Source organism: Paenibacillus sp. FSL H7-0326 (assembly GCF_001955535.1).
Classification (GTDB): domain Bacteria; phylum Bacillota; class Bacilli; order Paenibacillales; family Paenibacillaceae; genus Paenibacillus; species Paenibacillus shunpengii.
Genome location: NZ_MPVN01000001.1, coordinates 1710273 through 1731990, shown reverse-complemented (window position 1 = coordinate 1731990; position 21718 = coordinate 1710273). Strand labels below are relative to the sequence as shown.

General features: G+C 46.7%; 18 protein-coding genes. 12 read left to right on the top strand and 6 right to left on the bottom strand.

The features are described 5' to 3' along the window. The first annotated feature begins 115 nt into the window (after window positions 1-115). The 3 genes from BK126_RS08480 (at window position 116) to BK126_RS08470 (ending at window position 4529) form a co-directional block, all read left to right on the top strand. Window positions 116-997 carry an AraC family transcriptional regulator gene (locus BK126_RS08480; protein ID WP_076312126.1) on the top strand — a complete coding sequence of 294 codons (882 nt, stop codon included), beginning with the start codon at window positions 116-118 and terminating at the stop codon, window positions 995-997. Window positions 998-1268: 271 nt separating this feature from the next. Continuing rightward, on the top strand, window positions 1269-2567 hold the full coding sequence (locus tag BK126_RS08475) for an NCS2 family permease (RefSeq protein ID WP_076312125.1): 1299 nt from the start codon (window positions 1269-1271) through the stop codon (window positions 2565-2567). Window positions 2568-2807: 240 nt separating this feature from the next. Then, window positions 2808-4529, top strand: a complete 1722-nt coding sequence (locus BK126_RS08470) for a cellulase family glycosylhydrolase (protein ID WP_076312124.1) — start codon at window positions 2808-2810, stop codon at window positions 4527-4529. A 148-nt stretch (window positions 4530-4677) separates the two neighbouring features. Here BK126_RS08470 and BK126_RS08465 read toward each other — a convergent pair whose 3' ends face one another. Beyond that, the gene (locus BK126_RS08465; protein ID WP_076312123.1) at window positions 4678-5493 is read right to left on the bottom strand and encodes a helix-turn-helix domain-containing protein; all 816 of its coding nucleotides are present in this window, start codon (window positions 5491-5493) and stop codon (window positions 4678-4680) included. Window positions 5494-5666: 173 nt separating this feature from the next. Between BK126_RS08465 and BK126_RS08460 the strand changes: the two genes are divergently transcribed. Then, window positions 5667-6119, top strand: coding sequence for an SRPBCC domain-containing protein (locus tag BK126_RS08460; RefSeq protein ID WP_047912278.1), 453 nt, complete (start codon window positions 5667-5669; stop codon window positions 6117-6119). Window positions 6120-6252: 133 nt separating this feature from the next. Here BK126_RS08460 and BK126_RS08455 read toward each other — a convergent pair whose 3' ends face one another. After that, complete coding sequence (locus BK126_RS08455; RefSeq protein ID WP_076312122.1) at window positions 6253-6960, bottom strand: serine/threonine-protein kinase; 708 nt, start codon at window positions 6958-6960, stop codon at window positions 6253-6255. A gap of 184 nt (window positions 6961-7144) precedes the next feature. Here BK126_RS08455 and BK126_RS08450 point away from each other — a divergent pair, with 184 nt between their 5' ends. Beyond that, complete coding sequence (locus BK126_RS08450; protein WP_256702747.1) at window positions 7145-8068, top strand: PD-(D/E)XK nuclease family protein; 924 nt, start codon at window positions 7145-7147, stop codon at window positions 8066-8068. A 218-nt stretch (window positions 8069-8286) separates the two neighbouring features. Beyond that, on the top strand, window positions 8287-9513 hold the full coding sequence (locus BK126_RS08445; RefSeq protein ID WP_076312121.1) for an AGE family epimerase/isomerase: 1227 nt from the start codon (window positions 8287-8289) through the stop codon (window positions 9511-9513). Window positions 9514-9571: 58 nt separating this feature from the next. On the opposite strand, the gene BK126_RS08440 is transcribed toward BK126_RS08445, so the two are convergent. After that, entirely contained in the window at window positions 9572-10462 is an 891-nt protein-coding gene (locus BK126_RS08440; RefSeq protein ID WP_076312120.1) for a helix-turn-helix domain-containing protein, read from the bottom strand. Window positions 10463-10644: 182 nt separating this feature from the next. Here BK126_RS08440 and BK126_RS08435 point away from each other — a divergent pair, with 182 nt between their 5' ends. Then, a complete protein-coding gene (locus BK126_RS08435; RefSeq protein WP_076312119.1) occupies window positions 10645-11853 on the top strand; it encodes an MFS transporter in 1209 nt (402 codons plus the stop codon). Between the two features lie 120 nt (window positions 11854-11973). On the opposite strand, the gene ald is transcribed toward BK126_RS08435, so the two are convergent. Further along, window positions 11974-13101, bottom strand: a complete 1128-nt coding sequence (gene ald / locus BK126_RS08430) for an alanine dehydrogenase (protein WP_076312118.1) — start codon at window positions 13099-13101, stop codon at window positions 11974-11976. A 258-nt stretch (window positions 13102-13359) separates the two neighbouring features. Between ald and BK126_RS08425 the strand changes: the two genes are divergently transcribed. Together BK126_RS08425 and BK126_RS08420 are read left to right on the top strand one after the other, a co-directional pair. After that, the gene (locus tag BK126_RS08425) at window positions 13360-14979 is read left to right on the top strand and encodes a PucR family transcriptional regulator (RefSeq protein WP_256209833.1); all 1620 of its coding nucleotides are present in this window, start codon (window positions 13360-13362) and stop codon (window positions 14977-14979) included. Window positions 14980-15026: 47 nt separating this feature from the next. After that, complete coding sequence (locus BK126_RS08420; RefSeq protein WP_076312117.1) at window positions 15027-16031, top strand: DUF1835 domain-containing protein; 1005 nt, start codon at window positions 15027-15029, stop codon at window positions 16029-16031. Window positions 16032-16255: 224 nt separating this feature from the next. Here the strand turns inward: BK126_RS08420 and BK126_RS08415 are convergent, their stop codons facing one another. Continuing rightward, window positions 16256-17485: an aminopeptidase gene (locus tag BK126_RS08415; protein ID WP_076312116.1), complete on the bottom strand. Its 1230-nt coding sequence runs from the start codon at window positions 17483-17485 to the stop codon at window positions 16256-16258. Window positions 17486-17659: 174 nt separating this feature from the next. On the opposite strand from BK126_RS08415, the gene BK126_RS08410 reads away from it, so the two are divergent. The 3 genes from BK126_RS08410 to BK126_RS08400 are packed head-to-tail and all read left to right on the top strand — an operon-like array spanning window position 17660 to window position 20292. Beyond that, window positions 17660-18451, top strand: coding sequence for a LamB/YcsF family protein (locus BK126_RS08410; protein WP_305728145.1), 792 nt, complete (start codon window positions 17660-17662; stop codon window positions 18449-18451). After that, on the top strand, window positions 18452-19267 hold the full coding sequence (gene pxpB, locus BK126_RS08405) for a 5-oxoprolinase subunit PxpB (protein WP_076312115.1): 816 nt from the start codon (window positions 18452-18454) through the stop codon (window positions 19265-19267). Further along, complete coding sequence (locus BK126_RS08400) at window positions 19264-20292, top strand: 5-oxoprolinase subunit C family protein (RefSeq protein WP_076312114.1); 1029 nt, start codon at window positions 19264-19266, stop codon at window positions 20290-20292. Before pxpB ends, BK126_RS08400 begins: the two co-directional genes overlap by 4 nt. On the opposite strand, the gene BK126_RS08395 is transcribed toward BK126_RS08400, so the two are convergent. Beyond that, window positions 20269-21393, bottom strand: a complete 1125-nt coding sequence (locus BK126_RS08395; RefSeq protein WP_076312113.1) for an AbrB family transcriptional regulator — start codon at window positions 21391-21393, stop codon at window positions 20269-20271. The genes BK126_RS08400 and BK126_RS08395 overlap by 24 nt on opposite strands. Window positions 21394-21718: the final 325 nt, after the last annotated feature.

Sequence of the window (21718 nt, the reverse complement as noted above, 5' to 3'; positions counted from 1 at the left end):
GCTTCATGGCTCATTCTATTCTCGATTCACAACTATTGTATTTTGGGACCCATAAGAAAGCCATGCAGACGGATGCTGAATATTTGAACAATTGTGCGGTCAATGGAGGGGTGACATGCTTAGAAACGCTGCGTTGCGGGAACCTATGGACATGCCGGATCCACACTTTCCAATCAAGCTTCATCATTGTGAGTACAGAGAGAAGGGGCAGACGCTGTTCCCTCCACATTTTCACGAGCATATGGAGATTTTGTATTTTGTACACGGCGAAGCGGAAATCGAATGCAATTCCCAGGTCACTCATGCTAAGGCTGGAGACTTAATCATTCTGAACAGCAACGATCTGCATTATGGGATCAACTTGTCCGGTGACCTGCTGTATAATGCCCTCATTGCTGATTTTTCGTTGCTGCAGAGTCCATCGCCGGATGCGGTGGAGACCAAATTCATCACGCCGATGACACAGAATAATGTGATATTCAAGAATCATATTACAGATGATGAGGAGCTGCGAGGTGCGTTTGAGCTGATTAAACACGAGTTCTGCAATAGAGAGCTGGGATATGAGCTTGCGATTAAATCCAGCATGTACCGTATGCTGACGATCTTGTTTCGTAAATATGTTGCTGAATATATGCCGCTGTCGGTGTTTAACAGCCGTACCAAAAATCTGACGCGGTTTGCTCCTGTCTTCAAATATATAGAGGAGCATTATCTGGAGGAGCTGTCGGTAGAGCAGCTGGCCCGGATGACCAATTTGTCGCGGTTTCATTTCAGCCGATTGTTTAGTGAGCTCACGAACAAGACAGTAACCGATTATATTAATCAATTTCGAATCAACAAATCAGAGTATCTGCTCCGTAACACGGAAATGACGATCTCGGAGGTCGCTCTGGCGGCAGGGTATAATGATATTTCGTATTTCAGCAGAACGTTCAAGAAGTATAAGCACGTACCGCCCTCCAGCATACGAGGATCTGTAAAAACGAATGAATAGTACTATTAAACCTTTTATAGTTCGTGAATAAGTGTGAACAAATCATGGTTTTATTGACATCGCATGTTGATTTCTTTAAAATACGAAATGCGCATCAGGTTAAAAACATAGATATCTATCCTAATATTTTGGTTTAAAGCTTATAAAATAGAGCTGTTAGATCCTAATGACGAATATAGGAGCGACATTTTAACAATCCTATAAGAGTAGATTAGGATTTTTTGTTTTTAAGCCGTATGCACAACTATGAAAGCTGGAGGCAGGCTATTCCATGGAAAGATGGTTCAAATTAAAAGATAGAGGCACTAGTGTCTCAACCGAAATTATAGCCGGAATTACGACATTCTTTACGATGGTCTATATCGTTGTTGTCAATCCGGGTATTCTGAGCAGCACAGGGATGGATTTTAACGGTGTGTTTATTGCGACCGTGCTTGCAAGTATTGTGGCCACACTGATCATGGGATTATGGGCTAACTATCCGATTGTTATGGCGCCTGCCATGGGGTTAAATGCGTTTTTTGCATATAGTGTAGTCGCAGGCAGCGGCGTTTCGTGGCAAATTGCACTCGGTGCAGTATTTATTGCAGGGGTTCTATTCATTATCCTATCACTAACTTCATTCCGCTATATGCTGCTTAATGCCATTCCTGAAAGTCTGAAGCATGCAATTACAGCAGGAATTGGTTTGTTTATTACAACGGTTGGACTGCAAAATGCAGGCATCATCGCAGCTTCCGAATCTACGCTGATTACAATCGGTAATCTGTCTGAGCCGATGGCGTATCTGACGATTATCGGTCTGCTCATTACTGTTGTGCTGATGGCTTACAACGTTAAGGGTTATCTATTCATCGGTATGGTGATTACCGCGATTATTGCCTGGATGATGGGACTATTCCAAATGCCGGAATCCATCGTGTCCCTGCCGCAGGGCTTCTCGACCACGGCATTCCAATTGGACATAGCTGGTGTATTCTCAAACGGTTTATATACCGTGATATTTACATTCCTGCTGATTACTCTGTTTGATACAACGGGTACGATGCTCGGTGTCGCTGAACAGGCAGGGCTGATGAAGGACGGGAAATTCCCGCGGTCCCGCGGCGCACTATTGGCTGATGCAGTCGGAACGACCTCAGGAGCATTGTTTGGAACAAGCCCGACATCGGCTTATATTGAGTCAAGCACAGGGGTTGCTGCCGGAGGAAGAACAGGACTCACGGCTGTAGTCGTATCCGTTCTGCTTGCATTAACCTTGTTCTTCTCACCTATTATTAGTGTGATCTCCGGCATTCCGGCCATTACTTCGCCGGCACTGATTATCGTCGGTTACTTTATGATCAACATTATTAGTAAGATCAAATGGAACGATCTTGAAGAGGCCTTCCCGGCATTTCTCATTATCATTCTTACTCCGCTGACACATAGTATTGCAACAGGGATCGGGGTAGGATTCATCTTCTATCCGGTACTTAAGCTGCTGCGCGGAAAAGGCAAGGATGTTCATCCAATATTCTACATCTTTGCGGTTCTGTTCTTCATCCAGCTTGTGTTCCTGGATCATTAATCAACATAGAAATTTAACGAGGAGAGCTCCTGTAATGAGGCTGCTCTCTTTTTTTATGCAGTAAGATCGAATGAGGTAAACGCCTATAATATCTAATTTTTATATGAGTATAGAAAGAATTTACAGGGTATTATTGGATGGTAAATTATGATAAGTTATTACCGAAAGCGCTTTCAGACGATTGGCACATATGCTGTTGCGCTTGGATTATGACCTAAAATTACATAAGGAGAGATGCAAATGGTATTGCACAAAAAGCGTCCGAAGAGCTTACTTGCACTTGCAATGGTTCCAGCACTTGTCATTTCTTTATTCACATCCGCTGCCTCTGCGGACAAGCAGCAGGAAGCAGAGCCGGTGGCCAAAAATAAACTGCAGGCTTATGTAGATGACATGCAGCCCGGATGGAATCTGGGGAACTCTCTTGATGCGGTCGGAGCGGATGAAACAGCCTGGGGCAATCCGAAAATTACGAAAGAGCTGATTGAGGAAATTGCAGACCAAGGATATAAGAGTATTCGTATCCCAGTAACCTGGGACAGCCATATCGGTGAGGCTCCGAACTACACCATTGAGCCTGCTTATCTGGACCGGGTTGAACAAGTTGTAGATTGGGCATTGGATGAAGATCTGTATGTCATGGTTAACGTCCATCATGATTCCTGGTTATGGATCAGCCACATGGAAACCAAGCACGACGAAGTGCTTGCTCGTTATAATGCAATATGGACCCAAGTGGCAGACCACTTCAAAGATCATTCCAACAAATTGATGTTTGAAAGCGTTAACGAGCCGCGCTTCTCGGATGGTGGAACGACGGATGAAGAGAAGATGTTCGATATGCTGAAAGAACTGAATTTGTCCTTCCACAGCATTCTGCGTGAATCCGGCGGCAAGAATACAGAAAGACCGCTTGTTCTTTCTACTCTAGAGGCTTCACCTACACAAGAAAGAATGGATGAGCTGTATGCAACAATTACAGAGCTGAATGATCCGAATATTATCGCAACCGTTCATTATTATGGATTTTGGCCGTTTAGTGTGAACATTGCGGGTTATACCCATTTTGAGAAGGATACGAAGAACGATATTATCCAAACCTTTGATAATGTTCACAATACATTTGTTGCCAAAGGAATTCCGGTCATTCTGGGCGAATACGGACTTCTCGGCTTTGACCAAAGCACAGCAGTAATCGAGCAGGGTGAGAAGCTGAAATTCTTCGAGTTCCTGACGCATTACCTGAATGAAAAAGATGTAACTCATATGCTGTGGGATAACGGTCAGCACATGAACAGAACAACCTACGAATGGTCTGATCTGGACTTCTTCAATATCATGAAGGAAGGCTGGAAGGGACGCTCGGCAACGGCTGAGACAGACCTGATCTTTGTCGAAAAAGGCGCAGATGTGAAGGACGCTAACATTCAGCTGGAGCTGAACGGCAACAAGCTGACGAAGCTGAGCGTAGACGGCAAGAATTTGAAGAAGTTTAAAGACTATGTGGTGAGTGATCATGTTCTTACGATCAAAGCAAGCAAGCTTGAAGAGCTGACCGCTTCCGGTGAGTATGGTGTAAACAGCGTCATTACGGCTGAATTCAACAAAGGCGCAGACTGGAAATTCAGAGTCATCACGAACAGCACACCGGTGCTGCAGGATGCAGAAGGAACGACAGAGTCCTTCGCTATTCCGGTATCCTTTAACGGTGATCTGCTGGCAACAATGGAAGCGAAATATACCGATGGCACCGTAGCTGGACCGCAGAACTGGACTTCCTTCAAGGAATTCGAGTATACCTTCTCTCCTTCCTATGATAAGGGTGAAGTCGTATTGAAGCCTAACTTCTTCAATGAAACGAAGGATGCTGAAGTGGTTCTTACCTTCCATTTCTGGAGCGGAGAAGTGATCACTTACAAGATTACGAAGAACGGCACAAGTGTAACAGGATCGGCTTCCTAAGATCATGAATTGAAAATAAGGCCCTGGCATTCGTTTGCTAGGGCCTTACTTTTGTATATAAATGAGATGAGACATATCCGTAATCCTTGTCTTGCATATTGAAGATGAACATTACACAATCTGCGTCTAACTGGACGGGTGCCGTTGATCATCGGCGGGCGACGCTGCGTGTATAGGCTTCCGGCGTTTGGCCGACGATGGTTTTAAAGTCTTTAATAAAATGGGACTGGTCGTGGTAGCCAAGCGCAAGGCTAAGCTCAAGTGTATTTACCGCTTGTCCATGATCGAGCGCTTCCGCTGCATTTTGAAGCCGGTACAGCTTGATTACATTCTTCGGACTGATGCCTACATACTGTTTAAACATTCGCTGCAGCGTTCGTTTATTCATATTAAACTGTTCACACACGTGATCTACTCTCGTAATTTCGTGATGAAGCCGAATATATTCTGTCATTTGCTCTGCGAGATCGGTAAGCTTGTCTTCCGGGGGCAATAGGGCCAATAGAGCTTCGTTCATACGTGATATAAGCTCCATGTGTTCAGCCGCTGTGTTGAGAAACGTCGATTCCAGCTCTTCGCGGGGTACGCTGAATATCTCTTCTGCCGGAAGTGGATGATCAATCAGCTTGGATATGGACTGCCGATACCAAGGGAAGAATCCGCCTGGTTTAAATTTGATCCCGAAGACACGTCCTTTGGAATTCAGCTGATAGCTGTATTTACGGGTTGCGGGCCCGTAGAAGAAAGTGCGTCCTGACTCGATGACCAGATTGACACAAGGATTCGGGATGACCTCCTGAATATGCGTCTTGTCTTCAGCCAGCTCCCATTCCACAATCCAGTAATGCTTGATGAATTGCTGAAGCTCTATACTGGGCAAAAAGCGTTCCAAGCGAAAATGCTGCTCGCCTTTCTCCAGGTTCATAATACCCATACTAGGTTTCTGTGAGAACAAAAAGCTCATTTCAGCTCCGCTCCTGTCTGTCGCTTTTTTACAATACGCCTTCATGCCCAAGCTGTAATATCAAGTTATCAGTAGATCAAATCTTGCTCCTGTCTTATTTTAACAAATTTTGGACAAAGTGAAGAGGGATATTGTCAAATACTTCGCTGTTCACAAGAAAGAGAGGGACTTAAATGGAAGCACTTCGCTATGAGCTGTATATTGGAGCATCACCCGAAAAAATATGGGACACGCTATTCAAACCGGAAGGAACTAGGCAGATCTTCTTTGGCTCGATCTTTGACTCTTCCTTCAAAGTAGGCGAGGGGTATCGATATGTCGGCCCTGGGAATGAAGGAGATGAAACGGTACATGTATATGGTGAGGTGCTGGCCTGTGAACCTGGCAAGTTGTTCAGCTGCACAGAGCATCCGGGGCCAAGCTATGCGGAGAATCATGCGGAGCTCACGACCCGAATGACGTATACTCTTGAAATTGTAGGCGGCTGTACGAAGCTGACATTTGTGAATGATGAGTGGAGCGAAGGGCATCCATCCTATGAACGAACGAAATCGACCTGGCCCATGGTTCTAAGTAATGTGAAAAGTGTAGCTGAGACAGGTAAGGCGCTGGACTTTGGTTTTTGAGGAGCTATTTTCAGGTTATGAGCAGAAATAGCGGCAAGGCGCTGTTCTCAGGTTCTGAACAAGAATAGCGGCATGCAGCATCTCTCTGGATGGCTTAGAGATGCACATGCCGCTTTTTTTTGTGGACAGCTTATTATTTCATTAGCTTATCAAACAATCGGATCACCTTGGAAGAGAACTCCTCCAGATTCAAGACCGATTTATTCCGGCGATGATACCACTTTTTCACAGCATCAATGACCCAGAGTGGAACCTTGATTTCGTTAAATCGGGGATAAACATTATAGTAGGCCCATACTAAGTGATCCCAGCGCTGGTCGTCGCCCTCCTTCACATATTCAGAGACGTCGAGCACTTTGCCGCGTCCATTCTGGTTCACCACGTTCTTCAGATGGATGTCCCGAGGGTTTAGGCCTACGCTTCTTACATACGTGCGAGCCTCTTCCACATCAAGGATAACCTGTTCCGGTACCGGAATTCCGAGGGTTAGGCAGTCCTGAAGCGTCGGGCCATCTTCAAAGCTGAGCACCAGGTAATTCACTCCGTCTCCGTAACAAGCTGCAAAATATGGAGAACCCTTCAGCTTCGCATAAACTTCTTTTTCTGTATTCTTCTTGTCTAAGGCCTGCTGTGAATAGATCTTGAAGGCATATTGAGGTAATTCCGGCATAATAAATACGGCGGCATCTGTACCGACACCGATGCATTCTAATCCATCTGTATTACCTTCAATGCTGACCAGATCATTCTCCGCATTACCTATAATCTCAACCTGCGCAAGTAGGGAGTCGGCCTGCAGCCAATCCTTCCTTACTTCTTCCTGCTCAAATTCAGTACTCATGTCTGTTTGCCCCTTTAACGTGAACAACCCTGCCTTGTCTTCCATTATATGCAGGAGTGGCTTCTCATTGCTTTGTTCTTAGTACGCTCCATAATATGAAATGTTTCGTTAGATTCTGCGGGTTATGATAGAATACAATACAATAAAGCGATGATAGATTGCAAAGAAAGGCGTCTGATGGATCATGATAACAATGTATCCCCCGTGGTCCTATTCAGGTTCACGAGCAGGTATGTTTAATGAATGCCTTCGTAAATATTATTACCATTATTACGGTTCGCATAACGGTTGGAAGCCGGAGTCGGCAGATCCGGACCAGGTTCAAACCTACCGGCTGAAGCAGCTCAGCAGCCTGTATTTGATATTCGGGAACCTTGCACATCAAATGTGCGAATCGGTCATACGAAGCTGGGAACGTAACAGAACAGCGCCGGAGGTGCCCTTTTTACAGCAACGAATGCGAGACCTGTTGAATAAGGCCTATGTGGAATCCAAAGATATGAATGGATGGCATCTGAACCCCAAGTACCACACCATGCTGTCTGAAATGTACTATGACGAAGATGCCAAGCTTCAGAACCGGATCACCTCGATTAAAGCACGGATGGAGACCGTGGCAGGGAAGCTGTACGAGAGCAGAACATGGAAGGAGATTCAGTCTGGCATTGCTCATATAATGGAGGTTGAGAAATGGGACCACATGATTCTGCACGATACGAAAGTATATGTGAAGATGGACGTGCTGTATCGCAATGAGAAAGGCCATATCGTGATTGTGGATTGGAAAACAGGGAAGGAAGACGATTTTACAGATCAGCTCTACTTATATGCGGCCTATGTTCACGAGCATTATAATATTCCATATGAGCATATTGAGCTGAGAGTGGAGTATCTGCTGACCGGAAATAGTGAGAGCTATCAAGCATCTCAGACTGAAATTAATGAAGTCATCGCCAAGGTGGGAAGAGAGATTGAGGAGATGAAATCCTGTCTTGCCGATGATTACTACAACCGACCGAAGGACGTTGGATATTTTACGCCAATGCCTTCGGAAAGAGTGTGCGGAGAATGCAATTTCAGAGAGATATGCAGTTATAGAGCGGTTTAAAATAACACGATGAGATCTAATTCTTGTCGTGTTATTATTTTTAACGCTAAATAAAATTACATAGAGATTAATAAAGTGCATTATGTTATTATATTAAAAGGTTTGTTATTATAGAATATTTCTTGGTTCATATGATCAATGAATTGTTTTGTTATGGTGTTGTTAGTATGGATTGGTCAGATGATCTGCGAGTGAGAAAGATCGAGGAGGAAGGGTGTATGGAGAAGAGCTTGAACTTGCATGTCTGGCTGGAGGAGGTAGAATCCGAGCTTAAGAACAATATTTTGGGCTTCTGGAAAGCACGGACGATCGACGATACCCATGGCGGATTTATCGGGGCGATGAATGCGGACGGTGAGATTGATCATGGAGCGGATAAATCCCTTGTGCTTAATGCACGCATCCTGTGGACATTTGCTGCCGCTTACCGAAAATATGGGCAGGACGATGATCTTCATATGGCCGAGCGTGCGCTTGAACAGCTGAAGTCCGGTTTTGCGGATAAAGAATATGGCGGCTTCTACTGGATGATTCATCCGGACGGGACACCATCAGAGGATAAGAAGCAGGTATATGGTCAGGCGTTTGTCATATACGCACTCGCTGAATATATTCGGGCTACGGACAATCGTGAACCGCTGCAGCTGGCAGAAGATATTTACCGTCTGCTCGAACGCTATGCTTATGATCCGGTACATACAGGCTATGTGGAAGCTTTATCACGAGAGTGGAGCGAGACAGATGATCTCAGCCTCAGCGGCAAGGATCTGAACGAACGTAAATCCATGAACACGCATCTGCATGTGCTTGAGGCTTATACGAATCTGTACCGGATATGGAAGCCGGAGGGGCTGCGCCTGAAGCTCAAAGAGCTGATCGAAGTTCATTTGAATCTAATACTGGATGCGGAGTCAGGTCACTTCAAGCTGTTCTTTGATGATGAATGGAATTCGCAGTCTGCTGATGTCTCCTATGGACATGATATTGAGGGGAGCTGGCTGCTATGGGAAGCGGCAGAGGTGCTCGGGGATCCTGAGCTTCTGGACAAGCTACGAGCTGCTGCGATCCAGATGGCTGTGGCGACGCTGACGGAAGGTACGGATACAGATGGTGCCATCTATAATGAGCTTCATGCAGACGGCAGACTGGATGACAGCAAGGACTGGTGGCCGCAGGCAGAAGCGATGGTCGGATATCTTAATGCCTACCAGATTAGTGGGGAGGTCCAGTACTTGCATGCCGCTCATCGCAGCTGGAGCTTTATTCGGGATTATATTGTTGATCGTACAGGCGGGGAATGGCACTGGCAGGTATTCCGTAGTGGTGAACCTAACCTCAGTCAGCAGAAGGTCGGTGCATGGAAATGTCCGTATCACAACAGCCGGGCTTGTCTGGAAGCGATAGAGCGTTTGGAATCCATTCTTAAATTACATGCAGTAGTTTAGTGTTTTTCTGCATAACAAACAAGCATAACAAATAGATGAGAACAGATCTTGGCGGAAGCTAATGATCTGTTTTTTTATCATCCTGTTTGATAAACATGCCCTCAGCATAGGAAAGGTTTTGGTTATGATGCTCTCGATACTGCTTAGGTGACATGCCGACGACTCTCGTAAATAGTATGGAGAAGTAGTTGGGATTCTCATATCCAGTAATCTTGGCAATCTCCCATACTTTCATCTCGGACTGAACGAGCAGCCGGGTTGCTTCGCCCATACGTCTCTGAATCATGTAATTAATCGGAGAAGTGCCATAGGTGTTCTTGAAGATATGAGCAAGATAGTAGGAACTGATATTAAACTCGTCAGCGATTTGTTTGAGACTCATAGACTGTGTATAATTCCCGTCGATATATTCCTTGATCTCGGTTGCCAGCGTATTTTTTGTCAGGCTTTGAGCGTGATTTTGCAGTTTAAGCATACGGTGTACAAGCACCAGAATGGAGCTCAGCAGATGCCCTGCGATTTGTTCATATCCTTCCTCCTGCATGGAGGATTCTTCAAATAGCAGCTCCATGAGCGTGATCATCTCACTCGAGTATTTGTTAGCACGAATTACAGGATGGGCGTCGAGCGGAACAATATATTCACGAGCTGAAGAGAAGCCGCAGTAGCAGATAAACACGGGATGCTCCTTGGAGGATTTCTCTGCGTGCAGAATGCCTTTGTTATAGATCAGTACGTCCCCTTTGACCGCATGATAACTCGTTTCCCCTATGGTAAAATCCCCTTCACCTTCCTTGATAACGAGAATTTCAAACAGATCATCATGCTTGTGGCTTGGGAACTGCCAGTCTGGATTATTGCTTATGCTCCCGGCATATAGCAGCTGTTCAGCAGGCGGTGCAGCGTTCTTGTTCACCCAGATCCCTTCCTTCTGTGTCCATTGAATCATGGTTCACATCGTAAAGCCAAGTTAAACGTTCTGTCAAATATAAGAGCAAGATATATAACAAGGAAATAAAACCCAGCAACATGTTTAATTGTAGACATCCTCTAATATCCGTATGCTGTTAAAGGCGGATTCTAAGAAATCCGTCGCACATTGAAATTATATATAGATAGAGGGAGAGAAACATGTCTTACTCCAAGGAAAAAGGACTCGTTTTTTCTTTTACACTGATGGCATTTATCCTAGGTACGACGGAATATGTTATTGTCGGTCTGCTGTCAGACATTGCCCATGATTTTGGCGTTACGCTTACGGCAGCGGGAATTTTAGTATCTGGATTTGCCATGGCCTATGCTGTGGGTACACCCATTGTACTGAGCATCTTCGGTCGGTTCCCCAAGCGGATGCTGATATTAACCGGGATTACACTCATCATACTGTTGAACATACTTAGCGCATTATCCGGTTCATTTGCATTCCTGATGGGAACAAGAATTGTCACAGCGATTCTGTGCGGCTTGTCCTTATCTCTGGCCATATCGGTAGCAAGTGATTATGTGGCCCCTGAGCGCCGCGGCCGTGCAATCTCTTATATTTTAGGCGGTTTTACCATTGCTAATGTATTTGGGGTTCCGATCGGCACCTTCGTAGGACAGTTTTTTGATTGGCCCGCTACATTTATTCTCGTCAGCATTTTGGGCGTAGCTGCACTCTTATTAAACGCGGTGTATATTCCAAGAGGTATTCCCGTTGTGAAGGTGTCCGCCAAAGAGCAGTTTGTCCTGCTCGGGAATCCGCGAATCATTCTTGCTTTTTTGATTCCTGCCTGCGGAACAGCAGCCGTATTTGTAGTGTATACGTATATTGAACCGATTATGGGGGAGGTCATGGGTCTTCCAAAGGCGTGGTTCAGTGTTATTCTGTTCATGTATGGACTGGTTACCATCGTCAGTAATTATATTGGGGGACGAGTCGCGACGGGGGATTACATGGGTAAGCTGAGGATTGTCTTCATGGCTCAGGCAGCACTCTTTGTTCTGTTTGGTTTGCTTGCCTCTGTGCCTGTTGTCGGGCTGCTGAGCCTGATTATGATTGCACTCGTCTCTTATGTGCTGAACGCATCTACACAGCTGTACCTTATTGATCTTGCTCGCCGATATGTGCCGCGGGCAAAAGATTTTGCGACTTCTCTGATGCCGGTTGCGAATAATACAGGAATCGCAGTAGGGTCTTTTATCGGGGGACTGGTGGTGAAAAGCAGTGGACTTGTCGCTCTTCCGTGGCTGGCGCTTGCATTCACGGTGGTCGCCTTTGTTATTACAGCATTATCTTATCAGCTGGACCGGAAGCATAAGGTAGAAGTGCAGGATGAGCTTGCACCGATTCATAGCTGACATTTGAACAAAAGCAAAAGCAGAGCCTGCATACGCATGAAATTAAGTATGCAGGCTCTGCTTTATTTTATATGAGTAGTCGCTTGCTATACCTCTTGCAGCATCAGGATTACAGACGAGTTAGTTGGTAACTGCGGTTCTTAATGCTTCTTCTGCAGATACGAATAGGTATCCGAGATCTTTCGCTACTGCCTCATAGGTAACCTGTCCTTTGAATACATTCAGACCTGTTAGGATCGCCTTATCCAGCTTAATGGCTTGAAGGGCGCCAAGATCAGCCAGCTTCAAGGCGTATGGCAAGGTGGCATTTGTAAGTGCTAGCGTAGAAGTGCGCGGTACCGCACCCGGCATATTGGCTACTGCATAATGGACAACGCCGTGCTTCACATAAGTTGGATCGTCATGGGTTGTAATATGATCGATCGTCTCTACAATTCCGCCCTGGTCAATGGCAACATCGACGATAACCGAGCCGGGGCTCATATTCTTCACCATGTCTTCGGTTACGAGACGAGGAGCCTTAGCGCCCGGAATCAGCACGGCGCAGATCAACAGATCAGAAGAAGCGACCGCTTCTGCAATATTTGCAGGTGTGGATACCAGGGTATGAATGCTGCTGCCGAAGATGTCGTCCAGCTCGCGGAGACGATTCACGCTAAGGTCGATGATCGTCACATCTGCACCAAGACCTACTGCGATTTTGGCTGCATTCGTACCCACAATTCCTCCACCGATGATCGTAACCTTACCGCGGCTTACACCCGGAACTCCGGATAGCAGAATCCCTTTACCGCCTTTGTTCTTCTCCAGCAGCTGAGCACCGATCTGAGCAGCCATTCGGCCAGCGACTTCACTCATAGGCGTCAGCAAAGGCAGGGCTCCGTTCACCGTGATTGTCTCGTAAGCAATCGCAATCACTCCGCTGTCCACGAGAGCTTTGGTAAGCTCAGGCTCGGCTGCAAGGTGAAGATACGTAAACAGAATGAGGCCATCTCGGAAATATTTGTATTCACTGGACAGAGGCTCTTTGACCTTCATCACCATATCTGCTTTATTCCATACAGAGGCAGCATCCGTCAGCTCAGCGCCAGCTGCAGCATATTCAGCATCGGTAAAATTGCTGCCGTTTCCGGCACCGGACTCCACGTAAACCTGATGTCCCTTGCGAACAAATTCTGCCGCTCCTGCGGGTGTAAGAGCTACCCGGTTTTCATTGTTTTTGATTTCCTTTGGTACACCGATGATCATGGGAATCACCTCGTAATTAGAGTAGGTTGATAATGTCAACACCGAGTTTGTATATTATTCAATGTCAGCTATACTACAATTCTATGTTGGATAATACCAAAATGCATCTTACTTTTTGTCTATAAATCATGTATTTTGCATAACAATATGTCATAATAGTCGAGTGTCATGGTAGTGGTTATGAATGTTAATGTAAGTATATTTCACATGGTGGTGAATTTTCTGAAAAAATCACAATCTCTTACCATAAAAGAGGTCATGAACAGACCGATCTTCAAAAGAGCCCATATTGCTGCAGGCGAAAAAGGTCTTCACCGTCAGGTAGGCTGGGTTCATGTGCTGGAAATAACGAAGATTTCACCTTACTTGAGCAGAGGTGATCTCATCTTATCCACTGGACTCTGGCTCAAATTTGAGCAGGAGCGGAAGGAGTATCTTCTTCAGCTCATCCAGAGTGAGGCTGCAGGGCTGTGTGTTGAATTCGGAACAAGCATTGATCATATCCCTGCGGATATTCTTGAGCTAGCCGATGAGCATGGATTTCCCATTATCGTATTTGACAAGCCTGTCCGGTTTGTAGAAATTACGCAGGATATTCACTCTTATCTTATTAACCGTCAGCATCAGCTCCTAAAGGATCTGGAGAATTATTCCCGCAAAATTCAGCAGCTGACACTTCAAAGCACGGATATATCCAGCATTCTCCGTCTCCTCCATGAATATTCATCCCAGCAGGTTGCATATATCTCTACGCTTGAACATAACCAGTTCTATCCCAGTGTAGAACCGGAAGATGCAGCCGCAATAACAGAGCTGTACGCCCGTGAAGTAGAGCATCGAAGCCTGGGGGGTCGGGAATCAAACATTCATGCTGCGCTCGATGAGGACACAACGATATTGTTCCAGCCTGTGGTCATTTTTGGACAGGTGTTCTCGGGGGTGGGCATTGTGACCAGAGAACAGCCGACGGAAGCCGTATCCCTTCTTCTGGATTACACGGTAAAAGCCGTAGCCACGCTACTGCTGCGGACTCAGTTTCTGGAGGAGAAAATGCTCCGTAATCAGAACGGCATTCTGCAGGATCTGCTCAGCAATCGAATTCATAATGAAGAACAGGCACAGACGAGCATGGGGCTGCGCCTCTTGGTGAAAGGTCAATATCTGTTCATAGGCGGTGTGATGGAAATTGAGCATCGCTCGAAGAACGTGGCGGAGGAGCGGAAGGAAGCGGGGCATCAAGATATTATGGTGCTGCTCCGTTCACTGCTGAAGAAAAATAATGTGCCTCATCTAGTGATGATGAAAATGAACCAAATTCATGTGCTCTGTGCCAAAGAGTCCATTACGAAGGATACGGGGCGTAATCTAATGCTTACACTCCAGACGATCACAGCGGATATCAGCCGTTTTGCTACCCAGCAGCTTGAGGGTGTGATGATTCATGCCGGTTTTGGCAAAGCGAGAAGCAAGATGATTGAATCCTCGCGCAGCTTTGAGGAGGCTTATCAAGTCATTGAGGTCAGTAGAAGTGTGCCTCAGATGAACCCGTGTTTATTTTATGACAGGCTTGGAGTCTATCAATTGTTAAAGGCTGCGCCGAACGAGTTCTTGAAATCCTTTGTACAGGACCATCTAGGAACACTGATTCAATATGATGAGAAGCACGAGCTTCAGCTTCTGTCGACGCTCCAGGCTTATATGAATGCCTTCGGGTCCAAGCTGGAAACCGCCAAATCTCTATATATTCATAGACAAACCTTGTATAACAGGCTGGATAAGCTGGAGGAGATTCTGGGAGAGGACTGGCTGCAGCCGCACCGACGAACGTCAATTGAAATGGCTCTGCTGGCCCACGATATGCTTCAGCACAGCCGCTAGGGAAGCGGAGCGTACAATTTCAGAGCTTATATGATGGAGGAACTAACATGCTGCATATTGTGAACGGTGATATTGTCGCAAATAAATTGAAACAGTCTGGAATACAAGGCGAAATTCTCGTGTGGCGCGAAATCTACTCGTGCGGACCCTTGTTTGAGCATATGGAGGATGAGGTGAATTCCTCTGTGCGGGCAGAGGCCCTGGAACGTCAGCTTGGTATTCCAGCAGGAGAGTATATGGCCCAGTGTCGAAGTCAGGAGCTTGTGCTGAAGAGACTTGGTGCATTTGATGAGGTCGTGCTGTGGTTCGAGCATGATTTGTTCGATCAGACCATACTGGCGTATCTGCTCCACTGGTTTCAACAGAATGAGACAGCCCGTGTTAAGCTGAATCTGCTCAGTATCGGATCTTATCCTGGAATTCAATTGTTTCGAGGACTGGGACAATTATCTCTACCTGAGCTCCAAGCATTATCCGGGACGTGGCACCTGCTGAGCCGTGATGAGCTTGAGCTGGGAAGTGCGTGGTGGCGGGCGTATATCTCGTCTAACCCGAGTGAGCTAGCGCAGTTGCTGGAGAAGACCGAAGAAGAGACTTCGATTCTTCCATTTGCCAAAAAAGCCTTTACTGCTCATTTATCTAGACTTCCTTCGTTTCAAAATGGTCTTGGCTGTGTTGAGCAAGAGGTGCTTGCTGCCTTAAAGAGCGGCGGGAGAGGACCTCATTCGCTGTTCAGGGAGGTCGGAGATCGACTGTATCTTCTTGGCATGGGCGATCTTGAATTTTGGTCAATTCTCAAACGAATGGCTGCTGGTTCCGCTCCTGTGCTGCAATTGGCAGGAAGTGATCGCTTCCCGGATTATCAGTTCATCCCTGCAGGCTTTAAGGAGGCTGTACTCACAATAACAGAGCAAGGTGAGAAGGTGCTTGGCGGAAGCGTTCATTATATGCAGGACTTAACAGAAGAGGTATGGTATGGCGGGATTCCTCTGCATGGGGAGGTCAAGTGGGGCTTCGATCGAGTAACGGAGTCACTTGTGAAGCTGAAATAAAACTTGAATTGTGCAGATTGATGCCGAGCTGATACATTTCCAAATGAAGTATTACTGGACGAAAGCGGTCCGGAGCGCATTGCTCTGATCCAAATTTTGTCCTAATTGCTCGAATAAATAAAAAAATACTCTCGAAAATCATAAGACCCGATACACAAGCCAGCTGTGAATCGGGTCTTACTACTGTCGTTTACAGACTTCAAAACAGTGGCGCTACAGCATCATTAGAATGCCCAGTTGCCCTGCTTGAATACTGCCTCTTCCTTGCCATCCTTCGTAATTCCAATGATGTCGAGCTCACCGGAGCCGATCATGAAGTCGGTATGGGCCGCACTTGTGTTCAGCCCGCGTTCACGCAGCTCCTCTGGGGAGAGCTCCGTACCGCCTTCAACACAGGCAGAGTAAGCACTGCCGATCGCCAAGTGACAGCTGGCATTCTCATCAAACAGTGTCTTGTAGAACAAAATGTTGGAGTCCGAAATGGGTGAATGATGCGGAACCAATGCCACTTCGCCCAGATAGTGGGAGCCTTCGTCCATTCCGACAAGGCCTTTCAAGGTTTCTTCACCTTTCTCAGCTGTAACCTTGGTTACGCGTCCGTTCTCAAACGTGAATGTGAAGTTATCAATAATATTTCCGCTGTAGCTGAGCGGCTTCGTGCTGGATACCGTGCCGTTCACGCCTGTACGGAAAGGAGCGGAATATACCTCTTCGGTTGGCAGGTTCGGTACAAACCATACGCCTTTTGCATTCTCTTTGTTGCCGCCAAGCCATACATGGTTCTCAGGCAGATCGAGCTTAAGATCGGTTCCTGGACCAACGAAATGAAGCTGCTTGTACTGCTTGTCGTTCAGATAGCTGGATTTTTCTTTTAGAGTAGCAACATGCTTCTCCCAGGCGGCAACCGGATCCGGCTGATCTGCACGAACCATTTGGAAGATGGCATCCCACAGCTTCGCCACAGCCTCTTCCTCCGGCACATCAGGGAACACCTTGGTTGCCCATCCTGCAGAAGGAGCCGCTCCGAGTGTCCAGCTTACCTTGAAGGATTGCGTCAGCTGGCGGAAACGGCTAAGAGCATTACTTGCTGTTTTGTTAGCATTAATGATTTTTTGTGATGACACACCTGCTAATAGGTCTGGATCATCCGATTTGATCGTAATGAAGGCAGCCCCATTCTCGGCCTGCTCGATCCGCTCTGCTGCGGCATGCGTTGGAACATCCAGGAAAGACTCCTCAGATCCCATGTCATATTGAATGCGGGATACGGCATCATCTGACCAGTTGACTTTGACTTTGTATGCACCGGCTTCATACGATTTCTTGACAATGGCACGAGCAAGCTCAGGAAAATCAATCGAAATATTAAGCACAACGGTTTGTCCTTTTTGTACATTGACACCGACCTTAACGAGCAGCTCGGCATAGTTATTGAGTTTGGTTTGAAAGTCCATATCGAAATCTCCTCCTTATTCCTGCCTGGTAAAAATGGTTCTCTTCTAGTGTACTGCTAATCCTCTCAAAATCAAAATAAAGATGCTTGTAGAGCCATGTACGCCCTAATTTGATATGATGAAGCAAAGTAGTGGAATGGAAATTGATCTCGTGTCAGGAGGCTGTATTTGTGTATGAGTATGAGTAACCAACCAGCACATGAATATCGAATTGATCTAAATTGCGATCTGGGGGAGGGATATGGAGCTTATCCTTCATCCTCCGATGCCCAGATCATGAAATACATAACGAGCGCAAACATTGCCTGCGGCTATCATGCGGGGGACCCAGGGAAGATGAGAGAGGCTGTTCAATTGGCGTTAGCTCATGGCGTTGCGATTGGGGCGCACCCAGGTTTGCCGGATCTCATTGGCTTTGGCAGAAGAGAAATGGCAGTGACGCCTCAGGAGGTATACGAGCTGACCTTGTACCAGATCGGTGCGCTGACTGCGATTGCTAAGGCAGAAGGAGCCGAATTGTCTCATGTGAAGCCTCATGGAGCACTGTACAATATGGCCGCTGAGCGCGAACCGATCGCTAGAGCCATCGCAGAAGCTGTGTATCGTGTGGATTCAAGGCTGATTCTGTTCGGGCTGGCAGGAAGCCATTCCATTCATACCGCAGAAGAGGTCGGCATCAGAACAGCTAGCGAGGTATTTGCAGACCGTACCTATGAAGCCGGGGGGACGTTGACCCCGAGACATATCAAGGGAGCAGTCATTCACGATTCTTCCGCTTGTGTGCGGCAGGCACTAAGGATGATACAATCCGGGGAAGTCATTTCACGGGAAGGAACCCCCATTAAGATCAAGGCTGACACATTATGTATTCATGGCGACACACCGGAGGCTATTGAGCATGCTCTGCAATTAAGGGAGGCTTTTGAGATTCAGGGAATCAAGGTCCGAAGAATGGGGGAGCGGTAAATGAACCCAGATCAAGTGAAGGCTATAGAGCCAAGCATCGTCTCTATGGGTGACTCGGCTATCCTTATTGAATTTGATCAGAGAATTGATCTCGATATTCACGAGCAAGTGCGTACATGCTTGATTCAGCTGGAAGCGCAGACTTTTCCGGGGATGCTTGAATGTGTACCTGCATTTGCAAGTATTACCGTTCATTACGACCCTATCGTCGTGATGCGTGACACAAGCGGTGCATTTAAGCATGAACCTTCATACGACGAGGGACCGGGCCCAAGTGGGAAGTATGTTTCTCCATCACAGCGGGTTAGGAGCTATGTTGCGGCTCTGATAGGGAAGCCTACTCCACTTTATCGTGAAGAGCCAAGATCGATTACGATTCCCGTATGGTATGGAGGAGAAGCAGGGCCAGACTTGGAGGAAGTCTCTCGTCATTCTGGACTATCTGCTGAAGAAGTGATTCGAGAGCATACAGCTCCCGAGTATACGGTATATATGATCGGCTTCTCGCCAGGCTTTCCTTATCTGGGCGGGATGAAATCGAGTATTGCTGTACCAAGAAGAGTCACACCTCGCTTGCAGGTTCCGGCAGGAAGCGTCGGAATTGGGGGAGGGCAGACAGGTGTGTACTCACAGTCTACGCCTGGCGGATGGCAGATTATCGGCAGAACGCCGCTGTCCTTGTTTAATCCGATGGAGAAGGAGCCTTCCTTGCTTCAAGCCGGAGATCGGGTGCGATTTCAGGCTGTAACGGAGAAGGAGTTCAGAGAAACAATGAACGGCAATTGCTCATTTTTTCAAGGAGGCGGTGAAGGGTGAGTATCCGTGTGATGAAGCCTGGAATGCTGACGACAGTTCAGGATCTGGGCAGATGGGGATTTCAAAAATATGGTGTTCCTGTGTCCGGTGCTATGGATAAGGACGCAGCCAGAATCGCAAATATGCTTGTCGGTAATGAAGAGACAGACGCAGTGCTGGAGGTGACTTTATCCGGAGCTGAATTCAGAATGGAGCACTCGGGCCTGATCGCCATTTGCGGAGGGGACCTTAAACCGGTCATGGACGGTGAGGCCTTGCCGATGTGGAGGCCGCTTTTCATTAATGAAGGAAGCAGGATCAAATTCAGAGGCCCCGATTACTCTAGCAAGAGAGGGTGCAGAGCCTATATTGCCGCTGCAGGAGGGATGGATATTCCTGTTCTTATGGGAAGTCGGAGTACTTATGTAAGAGGTGGGTTAGGGGGTTATTCGGGTAGGATGCTGCAGTCGGGAGACTCGCTCCCCATTCTTAAGCCTGAAGTACGTAGTCGTTTGCTTGAGCAGCTGATGGCTGATAAAGGAGAGAAGCGCAGCGGGTATGTTACAACGTCTTGGTTCATCAATCCGTCTCTTATTTATTCCCGAGAAAATGTCATCAGGGTCGTGGAAGGCAATCATTTTACATGGATGTCATCGCATAGTCAGATAAGATTTGAACAACAGAAATATGTAATTGAGCCAAGCTCAGATCGGATGGGATACCGGCTCCGTGGAATGGACGGTCCCTTAGAACTTCAAGGTGAAATTGAACTTCTCTCGGAGGGGGTAAGCGAAGGGACCATTCAGCTGCCGCCAGTTGGAGAACCTATTGTGCTGCTGGCTGACCGGCAGACCACCGGAGGATATCCTCGAATAGCGCAGGTCGCAAGTGTAGATCTCGCACTTCTTGCCCAGCTCCCTCCAGGCGTTCATCTGTCCTTTCGCCTCATCCGTGTACAGGAAGCGGAGACCCTTCTGATCATGAAGGAGATCCTAATGAATCAGCTCAGAAGTGCCATCCAATTAAAGCTGCTCCTCGGTCACTAGACGGTTTCTTCTATGTACATAGTTTATGACCATTCTGAGTACAGGAGGAACTGCAAAAAAAATAAACAGCAGGCGGAACAACTGATAGACAGCAACAATGGACAGATCTGCTCCAATCTCATGTGCCATAATACTCATTTGATCCATTCCTCCAGGAGCCAGGCTCAGCAGCGCAGTTGGAAGGCTGACAGAACTAAACACAGACAATAAGAAGCTAAGTATTGCTGCGCCTGTGACGAGCAAGAGACTTGAAGTGATGGAAAGAGATAAGATTTTAAATCTCTGCGTAAACTGTCCGGGCTTGAGCAGCAAACCAAGATAGGCACCAATAAGCACCTGAGCCCCATTAATGACGGAAGTAGGCAGGATAGGGCCGATTAGCCCCGTCATTTGCAGCAATGCAGTTCCAATCATGGGGCCGAGCAGCGGCGCAGTTGGAAATTTGAATTGCTTGGCTGCCCAGGCGCACACCATACAGACCACAGCGTACAGTCCATAGTTCAAAATGATACTTTGACCGCTGCCGATTATCGCAGCAGTGCCTTCATTGAGACCAGCACCAGCTGAACGTTCATGAGTCTGTCCAATGATGGGGCTAAAGAGCAGGGCGGGAACGGATATGATAATGGTAAATAAACGAATGACCTGCATAACGGTGACGATCGTGACATTAACTCCCTTGGTTTCCTCCGCAAGCGTGACGACCTGGCTTAAGCCGCCGGGGATGCTGCCCATCAGCATCGTCAAGAAATCGGTTCGCGTCAGTCGGGACAAAATAACGGCCATGCCAGCACACAACAGGAGTAACAGCACCGTCATAAGCAGCATCGTGGGCAGATGCCGGATAATTTCCTTAAGCGCGGAGAGAGTGAAGGACAAGCCCATCGTATAGGCAACGATGATCATTCCTGTATTTCGCAGGGAGGCGTTCCACTCAAAATGGGTTCCCCATTTACTGGAGCCGATCAGCACAAATACCATAGGACCCAGCAGCCATGAGAGTGGAATGTGAAGCAGATCAAATATCCAACCGCCGAGTAGGGCAGTGAGCAGTGTTAGGCTAAGGCGTGCCGCTTTATGCTTACGTAATATGCCTTGCATAGCGAAGATCATCCTATTCTATATTGGATTCATGGAGCGTAAATCGTTCTTGTATGTCATGATCCTGTTAAGCATACTACTCCTTGCCTACATTATGAAAGTGATTAATAAATTCAATCGGAGATTTATGTTAGCTGCAGATCATAATTAACTAAGACTCAATACCATTTTATTCTGGCGTTCAGATACAAGCTGACAATGATGCTAGCGTCAAAACAATGAGTTCATTGAGTTTAGATCATGTTCTTATAAAAGAACAAAAAGGATGAAGAACTTACAAATTCTTCATCCTTTTTGTTTAGTGTATGTTATTGTTTTTTTAAAA

Coding starts and splice junctions, on each gene's coding strand:
- BK126_RS08480 (WP_076312126.1), top strand. CDS start 116: ATGCTTAGAAACGCTGCGTTGCGGGAACCTATGGACATGCCGGATCCA.
- BK126_RS08475 (WP_076312125.1), top strand. CDS start 1,269: ATGGAAAGATGGTTCAAATTAAAAGATAGAGGCACTAGTGTCTCAACC.
- BK126_RS08470 (WP_076312124.1), top strand. CDS start 2,808: ATGGTATTGCACAAAAAGCGTCCGAAGAGCTTACTTGCACTTGCAATG.
- BK126_RS08465 (WP_076312123.1), bottom strand. CDS start 5,493: ATGAGCTTTTTGTTCTCACAGAAACCTAGTATGGGTATTATGAACCTG.
- BK126_RS08460 (WP_047912278.1), top strand. CDS start 5,667: ATGGAAGCACTTCGCTATGAGCTGTATATTGGAGCATCACCCGAAAAA.
- BK126_RS08455 (WP_076312122.1), bottom strand. CDS start 6,960: ATGAGTACTGAATTTGAGCAGGAAGAAGTAAGGAAGGATTGGCTGCAG.
- BK126_RS08450 (WP_256702747.1), top strand. CDS start 7,145: ATGATAACAATGTATCCCCCGTGGTCCTATTCAGGTTCACGAGCAGGT.
- BK126_RS08445 (WP_076312121.1), top strand. CDS start 8,287: ATGGAGAAGAGCTTGAACTTGCATGTCTGGCTGGAGGAGGTAGAATCC.
- BK126_RS08440 (WP_076312120.1), bottom strand. CDS start 10,462: ATGATTCAATGGACACAGAAGGAAGGGATCTGGGTGAACAAGAACGCT.
- BK126_RS08435 (WP_076312119.1), top strand. CDS start 10,645: ATGTCTTACTCCAAGGAAAAAGGACTCGTTTTTTCTTTTACACTGATG.
- ald (WP_076312118.1), bottom strand. CDS start 13,101: ATGATCATCGGTGTACCAAAGGAAATCAAAAACAATGAAAACCGGGTA.
- BK126_RS08425 (WP_256209833.1), top strand. CDS start 13,360: ATGAACAGACCGATCTTCAAAAGAGCCCATATTGCTGCAGGCGAAAAA.
- BK126_RS08420 (WP_076312117.1), top strand. CDS start 15,027: ATGCTGCATATTGTGAACGGTGATATTGTCGCAAATAAATTGAAACAG.
- BK126_RS08415 (WP_076312116.1), bottom strand. CDS start 17,485: ATGGACTTTCAAACCAAACTCAATAACTATGCCGAGCTGCTCGTTAAG.
- BK126_RS08410 (WP_305728145.1), top strand. CDS start 17,660: ATGAGTATGAGTAACCAACCAGCACATGAATATCGAATTGATCTAAAT.
- pxpB (WP_076312115.1), top strand. CDS start 18,452: ATGAACCCAGATCAAGTGAAGGCTATAGAGCCAAGCATCGTCTCTATG.
- BK126_RS08395 (WP_076312113.1), bottom strand. CDS start 21,393: ATGCAAGGCATATTACGTAAGCATAAAGCGGCACGCCTTAGCCTAACA.